Genomic DNA, 18,653 nt, shown 5'->3' on the forward strand with positions numbered 1-18,653 from the left:
AATCCATACCCTCACCCCGGCCCTCTCCCCCAGGAGAGGGGGAGAACCAGGGAGGGAAAAAATCAAACTCGCCGACGACCTAAAAAACGCCGGGTAATAATCGGTAGTGAAATCACGGTAATCAGCATCGCGCCGACAATAATCGACATCACGATGCCCGGCACATTCAAAAGACTGAGTCCGAAGGTGACGAGGCCCATCAGGAACGCGGCGATGATCACGCCCGCCATGCTGCCAGAGCCGCCAAGAATATTGACGCCGCCCAGCACCGCCATGGTCACCACGCTTAATTCCCAACCCATAGCAATAGTCGGGCGTGTGCTGCCAAGACGCGAGGTCAGCAACACCGAGGCAAGTCCCGCCATGACGCCCACCAGCACAAACAACATCAGGTTGTGACGTTTCACGTTGATGCCGGAATACCACGCGCCGGTGGGGTTATTGCCGATGGCGTAAGTCCGGCGGCCAAAGTTAGTTTTATGCAGCAGGAAGGCGAAAACCGCCCCCAGCACAATGAAGAGCGCAAATTCAAACGACAATGCCCCCCAGACATAGCCCTGCCCAAACCAGGCAAAACTTTCGGGGTAGTGGTTTAGCGCTTGGTCGCCCAGCAAAATGTAGGTAATGCCGCGATACAGACTCATGGTGCCGATGGTGATAACAATTGATGAAAGGTTAAAACGCGTGACCAGCAGGCCATTGAACAAACCGCACAACAACCCGACGCCAAGCCCGATGCACACCAGCCCTGCGGTATCGACACCTGCCTGAGCGCAAAAGCCCATGGCCGTTGAACTGAGCGCAATGGTTGACGCTACAGACAAGTCGATTTCACGGGCGATAATCAACATCGCCATCGGCAAAACGATGATCGCTTTTTCCGTGAAGTTAAAGGTGGCATCTGACAGGTTCCAGATGTTGAGGAAATACGGTGAAGCCAGCGCATTTACCACAAAGACCGCCAGCGTTACCGCCAGTAAAAATGACTCCCAGCACAGCAAACGGCGCAACAGCGGAGCCGCTCCAGCCTGCGATGGCACAGATTCAGAGATCAGCGTTTTATTCATGGCTCGCTCCCGAAGTTTGTCGCGCAAGCGCTGCGTCGCGCAGAATCAGCCGCCCTTTGCGTTTATTGCCGCGTTCGTTAAGCAGCACCGCAATCACAATCACCGCACCCGATATCGCCATTTGCCAGAATGGCGATACGCCAATCACCGGCAGCGCGTTGTTGATCACGCCGAGGAACAGAGCACCCAGCAGGCATCCAAGCACACGCCCGATTCCACCCATGGTGCTAATTCCACCAATCACACAGGCTGCGACGATTTGCAGTTCAAAACCGTTAGCGACATCGACATACGCAACGGCAAATCGAGAAATCCACAAATAGCCGCAAAAACCGGCCAGCGCTCCCGAGAGGCTAAAACTGATGAACTGCATTTTCCCGGCATTGATTCCGGTGTAATACGCCGCCGTCGCGTTGCCGCCCGCGGTGTACATCGCCCGCCCGGTGCGGCTGTAACGCAAGAAATACCCCACCAGCAAAAGGGCCGCGACCGCACACCAACTGAGCAACGGCATGCCCAGCACTACCGCTCGCGGCAATCCGAGAAAATCGCTACTCATCTGATGCGCATTAATCCAGCCGCCGTTTGAGAGCAGGAAGATTATGCCGCGATAAATACTCATGGTGCCAAGCGTGACGACAATCGCCGGAATGCCGAGCTTCCAGACCAGCAAACCGTTAATCACCCCCATCACCAGGCCAAGAACGGTCGCCAGGGATAGCAGCGCCCAGACCGGGATTTGCGGATAGTGGAAGTTAAGCAAGGCGACAATCATGCCGGTGAGCGCCAGGTTCGCGGCCATCGACAAATCAATGCCTTTGGTCAGCAGCACCATCATCTGGCCGAGGGCGAGAATGATCAGAATCGAGGTGTCATTGAACATTTCTACGAGGTTGCCGGGCGCCAGGAACGACGGCACGCGGCTGCCAATCCCCAGAATCATCAGCAAGATCACACCCGCCAAGAGGAATTCACGATGTTTGAGAAGAGATTGCCACATTATGCTGCCTCCTCATGGGAACCGCTGGCGGCGCTAACAATCATCTCAGCACTCGCTTCACCTGCTTCAAATTGCGCCACCATCAGCCCCTCGTGCATCACGATAATTCGGTCGGCCATGCCCATCACTTCCGGCAGCTCGGACGACACCATGATCACCGCCAGACCGTGGCCAACCAGCTCGGACATAAACTGGTGCACCGCCGCTTTCGAGCCGATGTCGATACCTTTGGTCGGTTCGTCGAGAATGATGACTTCCGGCTGAGTTGCCAGCCATTTGCCGATCACCACCTTCTGCTGGTTGCCGCCGGAAAGCGTTTCAACCGGCTGTTTCCAGCTAAAGGCTTTTACCTGTAACCGTTTGGCGTATTCGTCCGCCAACGCCCATTCGCGCGCATCGTTTAAGACACCGCGCGGGTTAAGGCGGCTCAGTTGGGGCAGGCTAATGTTTTGATAAATAGGCAGTTCGATAATCGCGCCCTGCTTCTGACGCTCTTCCGGCACGCAGACAATCCCGGCTTTGATCGCGTCCGCTGGCTGGCGGAACTGCATCGCCTGGCCGTTGAGCAAGATTTCGCCGTGGGACGGGCGCGAAATACCCGATAGCGCCTGCATTAATTCGGTACGCCCGGCACCGACTAAGCCGTAGAAACCGAGGATTTCCCCTTTGCGTAACTGGAAGTCGATATGGGCAAATTCGGTTGGATGGCAGAGGTCTTTCACCTCCAGCACCACCTCGCCTGGCTCGCAATTCACTTTCGGGAAGGCGTGAGTGATTTCGCGCCCGACCATCATGGTGACCATCCGCTCTTCGGTTATCTCGCTGATTTGCCCGGAACTGATATAGATGCCGTCGCGCAAAATGGTGTAGTGATCGGCGATGGCAAAAATCTCGTCGAACTTGTGCGAGATAAACAGAATCGCTTTCCCCTCGGCTTTCAGGCGCTCGACGATTTGATAGAACTCGACGATTTCATGCTGCGAAAGTGCGGCGGTTGGCTCATCGAGAATCACGACCTGCGCTTCAAACGACAGCGCGCGGGCAATCGCCACCATGTGACGTTGGGCAATACTCAGCGTTTTGAGTGTGGCGCGAGGGTTAATTTGCACTTCAAGGCGAGTGAGGATGTCTTGCGCTTGTTGGTGCATGGCGGGCCAGTCGAGCTTCTTGAAGAAGCCGCGATAAATGTAGTGGCCGACAAAAATGTTTTCGGTGACGGTCAGTTCATCGAACAGCACCGTTTCCTGATGAATCGCCGTGATGCCGACTTTGTGCGCCGCTTCCGGGTTTGGCAGCGTTATCGGTATCGCTTTATAAAGCAGTTCGCCCTCTTCCGGCTGATAAATCCCGGTCATGACTTTAACCAGTGTGGATTTACCTGCGCCGTTTTCACCGATTAGCGCCGTGACTTTTCCTGGCCACAAATCGAGGTGGACGTTTTCAAGCGCGCGCACACCGGGGAAAACTTTCGTTATCCCCTTCAGGGACAGCAATGGTGTAGTGAGTGTCATGGTAAATTCCCCATTAAATCAGATCGCCCTCACCCCGACCCTCTCCCCCAGGAGAGGGGGAAAACAGGTTAGGGTGAGGGTTGTTTAATACCCAATCAGAATATTTTGGAGAATTTATCAATGTTGCTGGCATCGTAAACAAACGGTTCAGCCATCGCGCCGCTACCGTCTGCATCCAGTTTCACTTTGCCCAATTTGCCCATGCTGGCTTCATCTTTGGTGGCGGTTCCTTTGACTAAATCATCCGCCAGATAAGTCGCGGCGTAGCCCAAATCAATAGGGTTCCAGATAGCGAAGCTTTTCGACGCACCAGATTTCACCGCACCCGCCATTTCTGACGGTAAACCCAGGCCAGTCACATAAACTTTGCCGATTTTGCCCTGGTCTTTCACCGCTTGCGCGGCGGCAACAATCCCGACGGACGACGGCGAGACTATCACTTTCAAATCCGGGTAGGATTTCAACAGGCCGACGGTTTCACGGTAGCTTTTATCAGATAGATCATCGCCATAAGCGACCGTCACCAGGTTCACGGAAGGGTATTTCGGCAGCACTTTTTTCATCTCAGCAATCCAGATATTCTGGTTAGTTGAGGTGGGTGTAGCGCTCAGGATCGCGACGTCGCCCTTTTCGAGGTTCATCGCTTTTAATGCATCAGCCGCCAGCTTGACGTTGGTTTCGCCAATCAATGCGTTATTGGAAGGATTAAGGTGAATCTGGCGGCCCTCTTTTGCCACGCCGGAATCCCAAGAAACCACTTTAATGCCGCGCTGCATGGCCTTTTTCAGCACCGGAACCAGCGCGTCTGGGTCATTGGCAGAAATAGCAATGGCATCAACACCCTGAGCGATCAAGCCGTTGAGAACTTCAATTTGTGCTTCGGCGGTTGTCGTGGTTGGGCCGGTATAAATAACTTTTACATCCCCCAACTCTTTGGCGGCTTCCTGCGCCCCGACGTTTGCGGCTTCAAAGAAACCATTCCCGAGGGATTTCGCCACCAGCGCGATTTTCACTTCAGCAAGGGCAGAGCTGGACAGAGCCAGTGCGACAACGGTGAGCGTACAACCTAATATTGCTTTAGTTTTCATTGCTTGTACTCCGATGTATGTAGGGTTTGCAGGTTTTTTATTTTTTTCGTAGGGTGGATGAACCCACCCTACGTTTACGACTTACAGCTCTAATGCACTTGCTAATGGGGTGACGCCAAAACGCTTGCCCAGCGCGATAAGCTCATCACGAGAAATGGTTTGTTTCATGCCACCCATCGAAATGACTTTTACCAATACTTCGGCAGACTTCTCAGCGGTATCAATAAGACCAAACGCTTCATCAAGCGTTGGGCCACTACCAAATACCCCGTGGAACGGCCACAACACCAGCGAGTGTTTTGTCATCTCGCCCGCGGTCGCCGTGCCAATTTCATCGGTGCCCGGCACCATCCACGGCAGAATGCCCACGCCGTCCGGGAACACTACCAGGCACTCGGTGCTGCCTTCCCACAATTTGCGGGTAATCACGTCGGTCGTGTTTTCCAGCACGTAAGTCAGGGCAATCAGGTTGGTGGCGTGGCAATGCATAATGACGCGATCTTTTCCGCCGGTGGTTTTGATACGCACGATGTGTGACTGGAAATGCGAAGCCAGTTCCGAAGTCGGCACCGCTTCGTTCTCCAGCCCCCACAAAATGTGGTAGCCCGTACCGCGATTGTCCACTTTCACCACGCCAATATTTGCCGCCGGGTCGAGCTGCACGTTACGGAAGAATTTTCCGGAACCGGTCACGATGAACGGCGTGTTCGCCAGTTCAGGCATCGGCTGGCTTAGGGCGATATAACGCGGAGCGGCATGGAATTCAGCCTGGAATGGCGTGATATCCGCTTCATCCAGACGCATGGTGATGTTACCGCCATTGCGCTCGTCCCAGCCTTTCAGCCAGGCGTCGCTCGTTGCTTTGATCATGCCTTCTACAAACCAGGCGTTAAGGATGTTCTGCATAGTCTTGTGTTCCTGTTGTGTTCGTTTTTCCCCTTCTCCCTCTTAGGAGAAGGCCGGGATGAGGGTGGTTAAGCGCGTTGACTCAACACGTCTTTTTCATAAGTCCGCACTGTTTTCAGCCACTGGGCATCAACCGGCGTGTCATTGCGCTGGCAATACATTTCCCAGACCGCCGCCCACGGCAGTGATTTTTGCTCTTCGAGCAATGCCAGACGCGCGGTGTAATCGCCTTCCAGCTCCAGCTGACGCAAAGTTTCGGTAGGTTCGAGCAATGCACGCAACAGCGCTTTCTTCATGTTGCGGGTGCCGATAACCCATGCGGCGATGCGGTTAATGGAGGCGTCGAAGAAATCCAGGCCGATGTGCACGCGATCGAACAGATCGTGGCGAATAATCTCGCTGGCGATCGCCTGAGTTTCATCATCCAGCAGCACCACATGATCGCTGTCCCAACGCACCGGGCGGCTCACGTGCAGCAGCAGGCGCGGCACATACAACATCGCGCTGGAGATTTTGTCAGAGATAACTTCGGTCGGGTGGAAGTGGCCTGCATCCAGACACAGTGCGGTCTGGCGGCTGGTCGCGTAACCAAAATAGAATTCGTTGGAGCCGACGGTATAGCTTTCTGCACCAATGCCGAACAGTTTGCTTTCTACCGCGTCGATGTGGTGTTGCGGATTGAGTTTTTCGCTCATCGCTTCATCAAGAGCGGCGACTAAACGCTGGCGTGGGGCCAGTCGATCAACGGTGATGTCTTTCATGCCATCCGGGATCCAGATGTTCATGACTGACGGCGTGCCCAATTGTTCACCGAAGTACGCGGACACTTTGCGGCTGGCCTTAACGTGGTCAATCCAGAACTGGCGGATTTCATCGTTAGCGTGCGAAAGCGTAAAACCGTCGGCGCTTAACGGGTGCGAGAAACAAGACGGGTTAAAATCCAGCCCTAATTTGTTGGTTTTCGCCCACTCAACCCAGTTTTTAAAATGTTCTGGTTTGATTTTATCGCGTGCAACCGGCTGTTCGGACTCCAGATAAATCGCGTGCAGATTCAGGCGTTTTGGCCCAGGGATCAGGCTTAGTGCGCGTTCCAGATCCGAGCGTAATTCAGCGGCGTTACGCGCTTTACCGGGGTAATTGCCCGTCGCCTGAATCCCGCCACTCAGCGCGCCTTCCGGGTTTTCAAATCCGGCAACGTCATCGCCCTGCCAGCAGTGCATAGAAACCGGTAAACGGTCGAGCTGTTGCAGTGCGGCTTCAACATCAACACCGACAGCAGCAAAGCGCTGTTTCGCCAGTTCCCAGGCTGTTTCAAGAGATGTGGTCATGCGCAAAACTCCTTTCGTGTTTGAATGTTCAGCGGAAACTGCGCGATATAACGGGCAATTTCGCTTTCTGTTTCGGGGGAAAAAGATTTCAGTTCATAGTTGGCGGCGACCACTTTGCGGAAGTCATCGACATCAGTGATTTCGTCCAGTGCCATTAACTGGCAGCCGATATTGCCGAGCGTTGAGGCTTCAATCGGCCCGGCGAACACCGGAATACCGCAGGCATCGGCGCATAGCTGATTGAGTAAGGCATTCTGGCTGCCGCCACCGACAATGTGCAGGCAGCTAAACGGGCGGCCACGGACGGAGGCGAGTTCTGACAGCGTTTTGGCATACAGCAGCGCCAGGCTGTCGAAAATGCAGCGCGCCAGTTCGTTGTCGGTGAACGGCACCGGCTGGTTGCTTTCGCGACACGCCGCCTGAATCTCGCGGCTCATGCTTTCCGGATTAATAAAACGATCGTCATTCGGGTTGATCACAAAACGGCAGGCCGGTGTTTGTCTGGTGCGATCGATAAGATCAGCCAGATCGGTGATGCCCAGTTCGCGTGTCACGCGCTGCAACAACCACAGTCCCATAATGTTTTTGAGCACCCGATAGCGCCCTTCCGCACCACCTTCGTTGGTGATATTGGCGGCCAGCGCCGCGCTATTGGCATAAGGCGTTTTACTCTCAAAACCCATCAGCGACCAGGTGCCGGAAGAGAGATACGCGGCATCTTTGTCTTTCAGCGGTGCACCAATCACCGCGCTGGCGGTGTCATGCGTGGCAACCGAAACCACCGGGATTTTGTTGCCTTCACGGCAAATCCACTGCCCGATAACGTTGCCCGGATGCGTCGGTGTGCCGAACCATTTATGCGGCACGCCCGCCCAGTCGAGCAGCGTTTCATCCCAGTTGTCGCTGTTGATATTCACCAGTTGCGTGGTGGTTGCGTTGGTGTATTCCCAGTTCAGTGCGCCAGTCAGGCGGAAGCAGAAATAGTCCGGGATCAACAGGGCGTGCTCGACGTTATCGATCAGTTCCGGCTGCTGTTCCACCAGCGCACGGAACTGATAGAGCGTGTTAAATGGCAGGAATTGAATGCCGGTGCGGCGGTAAATATCTTCCCGGCCCAGTTGCTTGAGCGCGATGTCCATCACGCCATCGGTACGGCTGTCGCGGTAGGAAATAGGCTGCCCGACGCGCTTGCCTTCGCGGTCAATCAGCACGTAATCCACACCCCAGGTGTCGATGCCGATGCTGTCGATAGCAATGCCTTCGTCGCAGGCTTTTTGCAGGCCGGTACGGATTTCATCTTCCAGCGCGTCGACATCCCAGATGGTGGAAGTTTCGGCCAGTTTTAAGCAGTTAGTGAAACGATGAATTTCGCGCAGGCAGATACTGCGAGTGTCGCTATCAAAACGCGCCAGCATGACACGGCCGCTTGATGCGCCCAGGTCTACCGCAACACTATGGCGTAGAGTCATTTTGGGGGTCCTTGCTAAATTAATTGCCCCCACTCTAAAAAGTAACGCCGTCGTCCACCTTCTCGACACTGACAGTGCCTACCAGCCGTTGGCAAAAAGGCAAAGGTGAACGTGAGTGATGTCACAGATTCATGTTTATCCCCCATAAAGCTGCCCTGTGACGCTCTCCGCATTTCCTGATAATTCCCGTCCGTTCTTAAAAAACGAGCAAGTTTTAACTGATTTCGTGTCGAAACTTTAAGGTGCAGATGAGAATCGTTACCTACTATCTGCCCATGTTAAAAAAAGCTTGGGGGTAATGATGACGGTATTACATGGTTTTGACTTTTTCCCATCTGGACATTCATCCGTGGCGATTGAGCCGCGTTTACCCCAGGCTGCATTCCCTGAACATCATCATGATTTTTATGAAATTGTCATTGTGGAACATGGCACTGGAACGCACGTTTTTAACGGCCAGCCATACACGTTGAGTGGCGGTTCGGTCTGCTTTGTACGTGACCACGACCGCCATTTGTACGAGCACACCGAAAATCTGTGCCTGACCAATATTCTGTATCGCGCCCCGGATGCGTTTTGCTTTTTGTCCGGCCTCGATAAGCTGCTGCCGCAGGAACTAGACGGCAATTATCCGTCGCACTGGCGTGTAAACCAGCCGGTGCTGCAACAGGTACGCGGCCTGATCGATCAGTTTGAGCAAATTGGCGAAGCGGCGGACACGCACGCCGTCGCCAATCGTGAAATTCTGTTTATGCAGCTTCTGGTGTTGCTGCGTAAAGGCAGCATGATGGAAGGCGTAAGCAACTCGGAAGGCCGCTTAAATCAACTGATGGCGTGGCTGGAAGACCATTTTGCCGAGGAGATTTGTTGGGAACAGTTAGCCTCACAATTCACTCTTTCCTTGCGCACGTTGCATCGGCAGCTTAAACAGCAAACCGGCATGACCCCGCAGCGTTATCTCAACCGTTTGCGCCTGATGAAAGCGCGTCATTTGCTGCGTCATGGCGAGGAGAGCGTGACGGAAATCGCCTTCCAGTGCGGTTTTGGCGACAGTAACCATTTTTCGACACTTTTTAAGCGTGAGTTTTCCTGGTCCCCGCGTGAGATTCGCCAGGGACGCGACACGCAACTTCAGTAATCGCGAAGGCAGTCACCGTTTTTTTAGCCAAAAAAGCCAATACTTTCTGATTCTTTCGGTTTTTGAGGCATCACGGTGGCGGGTCATTTAGTTCTCAAGAAAGCAGATTTTTTCGCCTCTGCCACGCAGCCCGTGGCGGTGGCTGACCGCTATCCGCAAAACGTCTTTGCCGAACATACCCATGATTTCTGCGAGCTAGTTCTGGTGTGGCGCGGCAACGGCCTGCATATTCTAAATGACCGCCCTTATCGCATTACCTGCGGCGACCTGTTTTACATTCGTGCCGAAGACCGCCACAGCTACGAATCCGTCAACGGCCTGGTACTGCATAATATTATTTACTGCCCGGAACGGCTGAAACTGAACGTCGACTGGAAGGATTTGCTGCAAAACACCACGGTGGCAGGGAAGGATCCGCGCTGGCGACTGAGTAGCCACGGTATGGCGCAGGCAAGACAGTTAATCGCCCAACTGGAACACGAAAGCGTGAAGCCCGATGCACTGTCGTTATGTTTGACGGAAAGCCTGTTTCTGCAACTGTGTATTTTGCTGCGTCGCCACCGTTATCAATCCCAGGACTCCGCCGGGCCTGACAGCAACGAAACCCTCGATTTACTGATGGCAGCCCTGGGAAAAAGTCTCGATGTGCCTTTTGAGCTGTCGCAGTTTTGCCAGCAGCATCAGGTAGCAGAGCGCCAATTACGCCAGTTCTTTCGCCAACAAACCGGCATGACGATTAGCCAGTATTTACGTCAGTTAAAGATTTGCCAGGCCCAGGATTTGCTGCGTCATAGTGAACTGTTGATTGGGGATATCGCCACGCGCTGCGGCTTTGAAGACAGCAATTACTTTTCGGTGGTGTTTACTAAGGAAACGGGGATGACGCCACGGATGTGGCGCCAACGATATACCCTTCATCTTTCAAATTTCTGATGCGTTAGCTGCTCTCGCTCACCCGAATCACTTACCTGAGTAAGCTCATCGGGATTCGCTCCTTTGCTGCCTTCCAGCAATTCGAAATCTTTTGGGTATCTTGAAGGTTAAAGACGATTATGCAGCCATACCTAATCCGACGATATTCGCAGCAATAATAATCACCACGCAACCCACGCTCAGCACACCAACCGGCCGTCTGCCCGCTGATTTCCACTCTTTCATGATCAAGCCAACCAATCCGCCGCACAACACGTAGAAGCTCATGTGCAACATCCAGCTCATGTAGTCGTATTGTGCCGGGATTTTGGCGTGGCCCCAGGCGTAGAAGAAGAATTGCAGATACCACATCAAACCGGCAAGGGCTGCGAACAGCACGTTGCTGATGATCAGCGGTTTTGCCAGCGAGAAGTCGGCTTTTATCGACAAACTCTTCATGTTTGCCAGACGAATGAAGCAATAACCGAGGTTAATCACCGCCCCCCCGCCCATGATGATTACGTAGCTTGGCAGCGCGACATACAACGGGTCAACGCCTAACGCGGCAGCAGCTTCATGCATTGGTTTTGCTGCGTCCATCGCAAATGACATACCCGCCGAGAAGATGCCGCACATCACCGCCAGAACCAGCCCTTTTTTCAGGTTGAACTCTTCGGCTTTGATACCCATTTTGCGTTCTTTGAGTTGGCCTGCGCGGGTCACAATCGCCACACCAACCAATGCCACCAGCACGCCCAGCAGGGTCATGCGCCCGCCAGGTGTTCCCACTAAGACATCAAATTTACCGGCAATAATGGGTGTCATTAACGTGCCGACAATCAGCGTGATACCAATCGCAATACCGATGCCCATCGACATGCCGAGATAGCGCATCGTCAGGCCGTAGTTGATGTTACCAATGCCCCACATCGCGCCGAACAGGAATATCGGCAGCAGCGTGGAAGCATTGAATGAACCGTAATAAGCCCAAAAATCAGGAAGCAGAATGTAACTGACCAGCCATGGCAAAATTATCCACGAGACGAAACCGCCAATTGCCCACATGGTTTCCCAGGACCAGTGCTGAACTTTCTTAAAAGGGGCGTAAAAACAGGCGGCGCTTGCAGCACCCACCAGATGCCAAATTATCCCCATTGTTATTGCATTACTCATTATCCATCCCTCTGTTTTAACTAAAAAACGCAGGGGTGACAGCGCATTACCCCATTGCGAGTAAGTCTAAAGAGTGAGCAACTTGCGAACCTTCTATGTGCTGCCGTAACGGGGTGGAAAATGGCAAAATTCAGGGGGTACGATTGACGGCGGTCACAGTTCTTTATACCCGCCGTCGCTCGTTTTCCGGGTTAACAGATTTTCACGCTTTGCACATCCAGCAGCCAGGCGAGCTTTTCCAGAACCTCGCCCTGATGACCAAGCCCGATCGCGCAATGATGTGCAGGCCCGCCGAGGCACCATTGTGTGGTGAAATCACGCGCGGATAACGGGAAGCGATAGCGGCTATTGGTGTTGCCGATATCCAGCACATCCCCTGTAACAGCTTGCCCTTCGGCATACTGCAAACGCACGCCGTTTTGCGCATCCTCCACAATAGACAGGAAAGTGACCGGGCCGGGTTTTACCGTCATCTGAATCGACACGCCTTTGCCCGGTTTGCCGTGATAAACCGGCAGCGGGACGAGGCGCACGTCACCTTGCGCCATCAATGGATGCGCCGGGCCATCATGCCCCCAGAGCACGACATCGTCGGCAAACTCAATGCCATAGGGTTCTGAAAACGAGCCACCCGCCCCCAGCAACTGCTGGATTTTCATCGCCAGCACGTTTTTGATTTCATACTCCCCGGCCACCGGCACGCCGCGCTGGGTCAGCAGCGTGTTACCGAGAATAATCGAGGTAATAATATTTTCGTAGGCGTTGCCGTTGCGACCTTCGTAGTAGTAAGCCAGCGCCCCGAGGTGATTGTTTTCGATGAGTTTGTCCATGGCGCAGGCGGTTTGTACGGCACGATCCAGCTCGGCTTTTTCACACGCCGGGTCGATTTGCAGTGAGGCTTCCACCTCCTGCCATTTTTGCGTGCTGGTGTCCGCCGCCACCTGTTCGCGATATTCCGCCAGTTCGCACATTTCCAGCGGTTTGAAGCGCACGCCGAGTCTGGCGCTCAGGTTAGTCATGTTGCTGTAAACATCGACCATACCGTCGTAATAGTGGCCAAGCACACCCACCTGGCAGGCCGCTAACCCCTTCTGCACCTCCAGCGCTTGCAGCCACTGTTCCGTTTGCTGCCAGACGTATTCATCGCCCTGCAATGCGCCCACAAGCAGCTGGTAGCGAATCCCCGCCCGATTAAACACGTTCGCCAGTTCAGGTGCGCTACACGCCTGGCAATGGGCCAGCCATTCGCCGGTGCGTTCGCCACGATCGGCCATGTCGCGGATTTTCCCGTACGGCAAACCCAGCTCGGGTTGCAGGGCGAGGATAATCACCGGCTTGTTGATCTTTTGTACCAGCGGCAGAACCGTGGAACTCAGCGCGTAGGTGCTGATATAAAGCACAATGGCATCGACCGGTTGGCTTTGCAGGTGCGTGGCAAAAGTATCGGCTTTGGCAACGCTATCAATCAGGCCGCCGTTGATCACCGTGGCATTCAGCTTCGTGAGGCGTTGGTCGATGTGCTGCAAGTACCCCGTCAGACGTTGTTCCAGACCCGAAAACTGCGGCCAGTAAGTATCAAGGCCAATACCAAAAAGGGCGACGTTAAGCGACATGATGGTGCTCCAGGATTCAAAGAAACGCCGACTATCCCCCTAATTTTGCTGCACTGCCTTTGCCGTAATGCCAGTTTCTGAACAGCGTGGCAAAAAACGATTTATCCGCCTGACAATGCTCACATTTTCGCCATCATGATGAAAAGTGATAACCTTATAAAAAGTACGGCATTGATAATCATTTTCAATATCATTTAATTAACTATAATGAACCAACTGATTACGCGGCGTTAACAGGTTGTTCGCCGCTCATTTATCTATCCACCCCTTCGAGGAGATAATGAATATGAGCTATACCCTGCCATCCCTGCCTTACGCTTACGACGCCCTGGAACCTCATTTCGACAAACAAACGATGGAAATCCATCACAGCAAACACCACCAGGCGTATGTTAATAACGCGAATGCAGCGCTGGAATCTCTGCCAGAGTTCGCAAGCCTGCCAGTTGAAGAGCTGATCGCTAAACTGGATCAACTGCCAGCAGACAAGAAAACCGTTCTGCGTAACAACGCGGGCGGCCACGCAAACCACAGCTTCTTCTGGAAAGGCCTGAAAACTGGCACCACCCTGCAAGGTGACCTGAAGGCGGCCATCGAGCGTGATTTCGGTAGCGTTGACAACTTCAAAGCAGAATTTGAGAAAGCAGCAGCAACTCGCTTCGGCTCCGGCTGGGCGTGGCTGGTTCTGAAAGGTGACAAACTGGCTGTCGTTTCTACTGCAAACCAGGACAGCCCGTTGATGGGCGAAGCAGTTTCTGGCGTTTCCGGCTTCCCAATCGTGGGCCTGGACGTTTGGGAACACGCTTACTACCTGAAATTCCAAAACCGTCGCCCTGACTACATCAAAGCATTCTGGGATGTCGTGAACTGGGACGAAGCAGCAGCACGTTTTGCCGCTAAAAAATAAGTTGCATTGCAGCTGACGAGAGGCGAGCCTGATGGCTCGCTTTTTTTATGTCTGTTGCAGGGAGGTTCAGATGCACTATCCGCTAAACGTTTATCTTGGCAAGGTCCGCGAATACGAAGGCAGCAAACCCAGCGCTATCGCCAAATATCAGGTGGACGGTGAACTTAAACTCACCGAACTGGGGCTGGAAGGCGATCAGCAGGCTGAAAAAGTTGTTCACGGTGGGCCAGATCGCGCGTTGTGCCACTATCCACGTGAGCATTACATCTATTGGGCACGTGAATTCCCTGAACAGGCAGAGCTATTTACGTCTCCGGCTTATGGCGAAAATTTATCGACCGAAGGCCTGACCGAGAAAGATGTTTATATCGGCGATATTTTCCGTTGGGGCGACGCACTGATTCAGGTCACGCAGCCGCGTTCGCCGTGCTACAAGCTGAATTACCATTTTGGCATTCATGATATGTCGTCCTTGATGCAGGAAACGGGTTATTGCGGTTGGCTGTATCGGGTGGTTTTGGCGGGAAATGTATCGACGGAATCACCGCTGGAGCTGGTTTCTCGTCTGAGTGATGTGACGGTGGCAGAAGCGATTGCTACGGCGTGGCATATGCCGTTTGATGATGAGCAGTATCACCGATTGCTGTCGGCGGCGGGGTTGTCCGTTAGCTGGACGCGCACCATGCAGAAACGGCGCATTTCCGGGAAGATCGAGGATAATTCGCGGCGTTTATTTGATAAGTAAGGTTTTAAAAAGGTATTCAACAAGAATAGATTTTTATTGTCTTGTTGATTACCAGTACGATAAGCATAGGGTACCAATCTTATAATACTCGCTCACGATTTAGCTATGTCTGGGACCCTGTAAATAATTCTGTGTAACTGCCATCGTATTAAAGGTGAGCGCTCAGGCGGTCACCGAACTCGATAATAAAACGACTCATCGCCAGCCGCCAGTTTTGGATCGGCATACTCCATTTCTTTGACGCATCCCTGATCGCCAGATAAATCACTTTTCGCACCGAGTCGTCCGTCGGGAACACCTTTCGCTTTTTGATGGCTGCACGGATAACGCTGTTCAGCGACTCGATGGCATTCGTCGTGTAGATGGCCTTACGAATATCAGGCGGATAGCCGAAGAAGGTATTGAGATTTTCCCAGTGTGCACACCAGCTTTTGCTGATCTGCGGGTATTTATCGTCCCAGGCATCCGCGAAGTTATCCAGTGCCATCAGCGCCGCCTCTTCTGTCGGAGCCTGGTACACCATTTTCAGCCCACCGGTCACGGCTTTGTAGTCCTTCCACGATACGTATTTCAGACTGTTGCGCACCATATGGATGATGCACAACTGGATGTGCGTCTGAGGATAAACGCTGTTTATCGCATCCGGGAAGCCCTTCAGCCCGTCCACGCAGGCAATCAGGATATCCTGAAGCCCCCGATTTTTAAGCTCTGTCAGCACACTGAGCCAGAACTTCGCTCCTTCATTTTCGGCAAGCCACATGCCCAGCAGCTCTTTCTGACCTTCGGTATTAATGCCCAGAGCGAGGAATACGGCTTTGTTAATCACGCTGCCACCGTGACGAACCTTCACCACGATACAGTCAAGATAAACAATGGGATACAGTGCATCCAGAGGTCGATTTTGCCACTCTGTCACCTGTTCTTTAACTGCATCGGTGACTTTAGATATCAGCGTGGGAGACACGTCCGCATCGTACATTTCCTTGAACGTGGCGACGATTTCACGGGTCGTCATGCCTTTGGCGTACAGGGACAAAATCTGGCTGTCCATCTGCGTGATGCGCGTCTGATTTTTCTTTATCAGCTGAGGCTCGAAGGTATTTTCTCGGTCACGCGGCGTATTCAGCTCGATCTCACCGTCATCGCACAGCAGTGTTTTTGACGAATAACCGTTACGGGTATTAGAGCCTGATTTTGGGGCGTTTTTCTCATGCTCGAGGTGATCGGTCAGTTCAGCGTTCAGCGCCGTTTCGACGGTTAACTTCGTCAGCATGCGGGAAAATGCATTGAGGTCAGCTTCGGTTTTAAGGCCTTTAGCCAGTTCAGCCGCAAGGGCTTTAAGTTTCTTTTCGTCCATAATTTACCTGTCTCCGTTGCTGGAGTGAACATATCAAAAACAGGCAATTACACAATTTTAATTACAGTCTCATGCCTGACCGCATGATTTCGCCCTAATGTCGAGATTTATTAGTGGCAGAGAATAGCAAAATAGTGTTATATTAATTAACAGGAATATCTATTCGTATTGAGCTTTCTGTTTTCGTTACGGGAACTATTTTCCCTCCAGTATCGACTGTATATTGAAGTAGTCTAAGCCCTTTCCCATCCCCCTCATCTTTAAAGGTAATATCCTCAGCTAATGTATATTTTTCATAAACAGATAAGTAAGTGATATTTACAACATTTTCATTTTTCTCTTTAATAAATAAAACCTTTGAACTTCTAAACCCACCTAATAATAAGTATTTTTCTTGCAAAAAATTCACAAACCCCTGTCTAGTTGATACTTTTTTGAATTCGTTAGAAGTCTGATCGTATATTTCTTCAAATTCTTGATTATTGTATTTATTTTGGATGACTTGAATTTTATTTTTCACATCCTGTACGTTACCGTCATCACAACCTGAAAGATTAAATAAAAATACGATCAGAATAATTGATCTTATAATATAATTATTCTTTTTCATTCACGTTCCTAATTCATCAAACATTTAGTAGATTGATTACACGTTATTTTACCAACAAACGCACCCTCACCTGCACCAAAGCCCAATGATACAGATTTGTTCCCACTGCTATCTTGAGCGCCAGAAACCGTAAGTTTTCCCAACAAACCGCCTGTTGCCATATAACCAACAGAATCTCCCGTTCCGGTAGACATTGGACTTTCAGATATTGTGCCTGTTCCTCCATACCCTGCTGCTATTCCAACGCCTTCATGCTCACAAAGAGTATGGTAGACGCAAGCATCCATATGAATTGGCGACTTTTCACTCGTTGTCATTCCAAATCCATAAGCATCACTCGCTCCTGTGAAAACATCCCCAGAATATCCCCCATCTAAAGATATAGAACCAGAGATAGGTTCATAATGGGGACCGTTTGACGCATCGATTGCAGCACCAATACCTTCATATGGTAAATTAAATGCGGAACCAACCTCGTTACTCCATGTGCTTAATCCAAGTGGATCATTCCCTGTTATGGGATTCAAAGGATAATTATATAAATTTATTCCCCCCGCCAGCCCAATCGGATCCTGCGTAATATACCGTCCCTGCTGCGGATCGTAATAACGATGCCGGTTGTAGTGCAGTCCCGACTCTTCATCGTATTGCTGTCCCTGCATTCTCAGTGGCTGATGCAGGCTCTGCGGATTGTGTTCGCTGAGCACATTGCCCCACGGGTCGAGCGTGATGTGCCAGTCGATATGGCCTTCGCGGTTCACCAGTGCCAGCGGCGTGCCCAGATGGTCGCAGTGGTAGAGGTGGATTGTGCGGTCACTTTCCGCCTCCGGCTCCAGCCACAGGGCGAGGTTTTCCGCTTTCAGGCCAGTGGCGCTGAGGAACTGCACCGTGTCGTCGCTGAGCTGGTTTTTGCGCAGCTCCTGCTCAATAAGATTCAGCCGCTGGTGCAGCTCCGGCGGGAAAGTCACTTCGGCGTCACGTTCGAGCTTTTCAGCCAGTGTGCTGTGGTGGTCTTCGGCTTTCATCTGCTCCACCCGCACCAGCGGCACAAAGCTGCCGGGCTGATAAATCGTGTAGTGCTGCGTGCCCTGGCTTTCGCTCAGCACCAGCCGGTCGCCGTCCCAGCCATACCAGCTGTGCTGCGTGTCGGTCTGTTTCGTTACCGGGTTGACGATGGCGGTGAGTTTACCCACCCGGCGGCCAAGCGGGTCGTACACATAGCGACCCTGCGCGCTGGTCTGGCTGTCGTCTTCGCGGCGGTACTGTGTCAGCCGGTGGCTCTGGTCATAATGGTAGTGATGAGTTTCATCCGGGGCATATTCCTCGGCGGTCCAGCCGGAGAGGTAACGACGTTTTTCGCTCAGGTTGCCGTGTTTATCGTAGCGGTAGGTGTAGCGTTCATCCTGGCCGGTACGGTTATCCGGCCAGAGGTGGCGCTCCTCAGGGGCCGGGATAAAATCGTGTGAAAGCGTGACAGTGCGGTTGCCCGCCGGGTCGGTCAGGGTGGTGATAAAGGCGTCCGGCAACTGGGCACTCTCCAGCCGTCCGGACGGGGAATACGTGTAATGCTGTTCGCCGTGACCGGTGTGGATACCGGTCAGCAGCCCGGCGGCGCTGTAGTGATAATCGCGGTTCAGGGCAGGATGGGGGCCTGAGACGGACTGTTGTGCCAGTTGCCCGCGTGGCGTGTACGCAGCGGCGGACTGCCAGTCACCGAACTGACGGCGGGTTTCCCGGTGCAGACGGTACGGGTCAGCTCGAGCAGGGGTTCATCGCCGAGTTTCACACCCAGCAGATGGCCCGGGCCGTAGGTCTGCCACTGAATGTCT

Annotated in this window: 17 protein-coding genes; 4 read left to right on the forward strand and 13 right to left on the reverse strand. The window is 52.8% G+C overall.

Features of this window, described 5'->3' with window-relative positions:
- Nucleotides 1-62: 62 nt before the first annotated feature.
- The 7 genes from GBAG_RS19225 to rhaB all read right to left on the reverse strand — a co-directional run bounded on the left by GBAG_RS19225 (nt 63) and on the right by rhaB (nt 8,369).
- A complete protein-coding gene (locus tag GBAG_RS19225; protein WP_034499319.1) occupies nt 63-1,067 on the reverse strand; it encodes an ABC transporter permease in 1,005 nt (334 codons plus the stop codon).
- Nucleotides 1,060-2,067, reverse strand: coding sequence for an ABC transporter permease (locus tag GBAG_RS19230; protein WP_034499321.1), 1,008 nt, complete (start codon nt 2,065-2,067; stop codon nt 1,060-1,062). Before GBAG_RS19230 ends, GBAG_RS19225 begins: the two co-directional genes overlap by 8 nt.
- Nucleotides 2,067-3,578 carry a sugar ABC transporter ATP-binding protein gene (locus GBAG_RS19235; protein WP_034499323.1) on the reverse strand — a complete coding sequence of 504 codons (1,512 nt, stop codon included), beginning with the start codon at nt 3,576-3,578 and terminating at the stop codon, nt 2,067-2,069. Before GBAG_RS19235 ends, GBAG_RS19230 begins: the two co-directional genes overlap by 1 nt.
- A gap of 95 nt (nt 3,579-3,673) precedes the next feature.
- Nucleotides 3,674-4,666 (reverse strand): rhamnose ABC transporter substrate-binding protein, encoded by a 993-nt coding sequence (gene rhaS / locus GBAG_RS19240; RefSeq protein ID WP_034499325.1) that lies wholly within the window; start codon nt 4,664-4,666, stop codon nt 3,674-3,676.
- 81 nt (nt 4,667-4,747) lie between these two features.
- Nucleotides 4,748-5,572 carry a rhamnulose-1-phosphate aldolase gene (gene rhaD, locus GBAG_RS19245; RefSeq protein WP_034499326.1) on the reverse strand — a complete coding sequence of 275 codons (825 nt, stop codon included), beginning with the start codon at nt 5,570-5,572 and terminating at the stop codon, nt 4,748-4,750.
- A 68-nt stretch (nt 5,573-5,640) separates the two neighbouring features.
- Nucleotides 5,641-6,900, reverse strand: coding sequence for an L-rhamnose isomerase (locus tag GBAG_RS19250; RefSeq protein ID WP_034499328.1), 1,260 nt, complete (start codon nt 6,898-6,900; stop codon nt 5,641-5,643).
- Nucleotides 6,897-8,369 carry a rhamnulokinase gene (gene rhaB / locus GBAG_RS19255; RefSeq protein ID WP_034499329.1) on the reverse strand — a complete coding sequence of 491 codons (1,473 nt, stop codon included), beginning with the start codon at nt 8,367-8,369 and terminating at the stop codon, nt 6,897-6,899. The genes GBAG_RS19250 and rhaB overlap by 4 nt, the downstream gene beginning before the upstream one ends.
- A 301-nt stretch (nt 8,370-8,670) precedes the next feature.
- On the opposite strand from rhaB, the gene rhaS (GBAG_RS19260) reads away from it, so the two are divergent.
- Together rhaS (GBAG_RS19260) and rhaR are read left to right on the forward strand one after the other, a co-directional pair.
- A complete protein-coding gene (gene rhaS / locus GBAG_RS19260; RefSeq protein WP_034499330.1) occupies nt 8,671-9,507 on the forward strand; it encodes an HTH-type transcriptional activator RhaS in 837 nt (278 codons plus the stop codon).
- A 75-nt stretch (nt 9,508-9,582) separates the two neighbouring features.
- On the forward strand, nt 9,583-10,440 hold the full coding sequence (gene rhaR, locus GBAG_RS19265) for an HTH-type transcriptional activator RhaR (RefSeq protein ID WP_034499332.1): 858 nt from the start codon (nt 9,583-9,585) through the stop codon (nt 10,438-10,440).
- A gap of 117 nt (nt 10,441-10,557) precedes the next feature.
- Here rhaR and rhaT read toward each other — a convergent pair whose 3' ends face one another.
- Entirely contained in the window at nt 10,558-11,592 is a 1,035-nt protein-coding gene (gene rhaT, locus GBAG_RS19270; protein WP_034499334.1) for an L-rhamnose/proton symporter RhaT, read from the reverse strand.
- Nucleotides 11,593-11,783: 191 nt separating this feature from the next.
- Nucleotides 11,784-13,205, reverse strand: coding sequence for an L-fucose/L-arabinose isomerase family protein (locus tag GBAG_RS19275; RefSeq protein ID WP_034499336.1), 1,422 nt, complete (start codon nt 13,203-13,205; stop codon nt 11,784-11,786).
- Between the two features lie 286 nt (nt 13,206-13,491).
- Between GBAG_RS19275 and sodA the strand changes: the two genes are divergently transcribed.
- Nucleotides 13,492-14,112, forward strand: a complete 621-nt coding sequence (gene sodA / locus GBAG_RS19280; RefSeq protein ID WP_034460735.1) for a superoxide dismutase [Mn] — start codon at nt 13,492-13,494, stop codon at nt 14,110-14,112.
- A 70-nt stretch (nt 14,113-14,182) separates the two neighbouring features.
- On the forward strand, nt 14,183-14,857 hold the full coding sequence (gene yiiM, locus GBAG_RS19285; protein WP_034499338.1) for a 6-hydroxyaminopurine reductase: 675 nt from the start codon (nt 14,183-14,185) through the stop codon (nt 14,855-14,857).
- Nucleotides 14,858-15,005: 148 nt separating this feature from the next.
- On the opposite strand, the gene GBAG_RS19290 is transcribed toward yiiM, so the two are convergent.
- From GBAG_RS19290 to GBAG_RS23015, 4 genes are all read right to left on the reverse strand, one after another.
- On the reverse strand, nt 15,006-16,214 hold the full coding sequence (locus GBAG_RS19290; protein WP_034499340.1) for an IS256 family transposase: 1,209 nt from the start codon (nt 16,212-16,214) through the stop codon (nt 15,006-15,008).
- Nucleotides 16,215-16,356: 142 nt separating this feature from the next.
- A complete protein-coding gene (locus GBAG_RS19295) occupies nt 16,357-16,824 on the reverse strand; it encodes a hypothetical protein (RefSeq protein WP_034499342.1) in 468 nt (155 codons plus the stop codon).
- Nucleotides 16,825-16,832: 8 nt separating this feature from the next.
- Complete coding sequence (locus tag GBAG_RS19300) at nt 16,833-18,350, reverse strand: RHS repeat-associated core domain-containing protein (protein WP_051873755.1); 1,518 nt, start codon at nt 18,348-18,350, stop codon at nt 16,833-16,835.
- A 107-nt stretch (nt 18,351-18,457) separates the two neighbouring features.
- The coding region (locus GBAG_RS23015; protein WP_210434950.1) for a hypothetical protein at nt 18,458-18,653 on the reverse strand (196 nt) is incomplete at its 5' end.

Origin of the sequence: Buttiauxella agrestis ATCC 33320 (assembly GCF_000735355.1) — a bacterium.
Classification (GTDB): Bacteria; Pseudomonadota; Gammaproteobacteria; order Enterobacterales; family Enterobacteriaceae; genus Buttiauxella; species Buttiauxella agrestis.

What these genes read in the sequence shown, in the direction of transcription:
- GBAG_RS19225 (WP_034499319.1), bottom strand. Translation starts at nt 1,067, where the DNA reads ATGAATAAAACGCTGATCTCTGAATCTGTGCCATCGCAGGCTGGAGCG.
- GBAG_RS19230 (WP_034499321.1), bottom strand. Translation starts at nt 2,067, where the DNA reads ATGTGGCAATCTCTTCTCAAACATCGTGAATTCCTCTTGGCGGGTGTG.
- GBAG_RS19235 (WP_034499323.1), bottom strand. Translation starts at nt 3,578, where the DNA reads ATGACACTCACTACACCATTGCTGTCCCTGAAGGGGATAACGAAAGTT.
- rhaS (WP_034499325.1), bottom strand. Translation starts at nt 4,666, where the DNA reads ATGAAAACTAAAGCAATATTAGGTTGTACGCTCACCGTTGTCGCACTG.
- rhaD (WP_034499326.1), bottom strand. Translation starts at nt 5,572, where the DNA reads ATGCAGAACATCCTTAACGCCTGGTTTGTAGAAGGCATGATCAAAGCA.
- GBAG_RS19250 (WP_034499328.1), bottom strand. Translation starts at nt 6,900, where the DNA reads ATGACCACATCTCTTGAAACAGCCTGGGAACTGGCGAAACAGCGCTTT.
- rhaB (WP_034499329.1), bottom strand. Translation starts at nt 8,369, where the DNA reads ATGACTCTACGCCATAGTGTTGCGGTAGACCTGGGCGCATCAAGCGGC.
- rhaS (WP_034499330.1), top strand. Translation starts at nt 8,671, where the DNA reads ATGACGGTATTACATGGTTTTGACTTTTTCCCATCTGGACATTCATCC.
- rhaT (WP_034499334.1), bottom strand. Translation starts at nt 11,592, where the DNA reads ATGAGTAATGCAATAACAATGGGGATAATTTGGCATCTGGTGGGTGCT.
- GBAG_RS19275 (WP_034499336.1), bottom strand. Translation starts at nt 13,205, where the DNA reads ATGTCGCTTAACGTCGCCCTTTTTGGTATTGGCCTTGATACTTACTGG.
- sodA (WP_034460735.1), top strand. Translation starts at nt 13,492, where the DNA reads ATGAGCTATACCCTGCCATCCCTGCCTTACGCTTACGACGCCCTGGAA.
- yiiM (WP_034499338.1), top strand. Translation starts at nt 14,183, where the DNA reads ATGCACTATCCGCTAAACGTTTATCTTGGCAAGGTCCGCGAATACGAA.
- GBAG_RS19290 (WP_034499340.1), bottom strand. Translation starts at nt 16,214, where the DNA reads ATGGACGAAAAGAAACTTAAAGCCCTTGCGGCTGAACTGGCTAAAGGC.
- GBAG_RS19295 (WP_034499342.1), bottom strand. Translation starts at nt 16,824, where the DNA reads ATGAAAAAGAATAATTATATTATAAGATCAATTATTCTGATCGTATTT.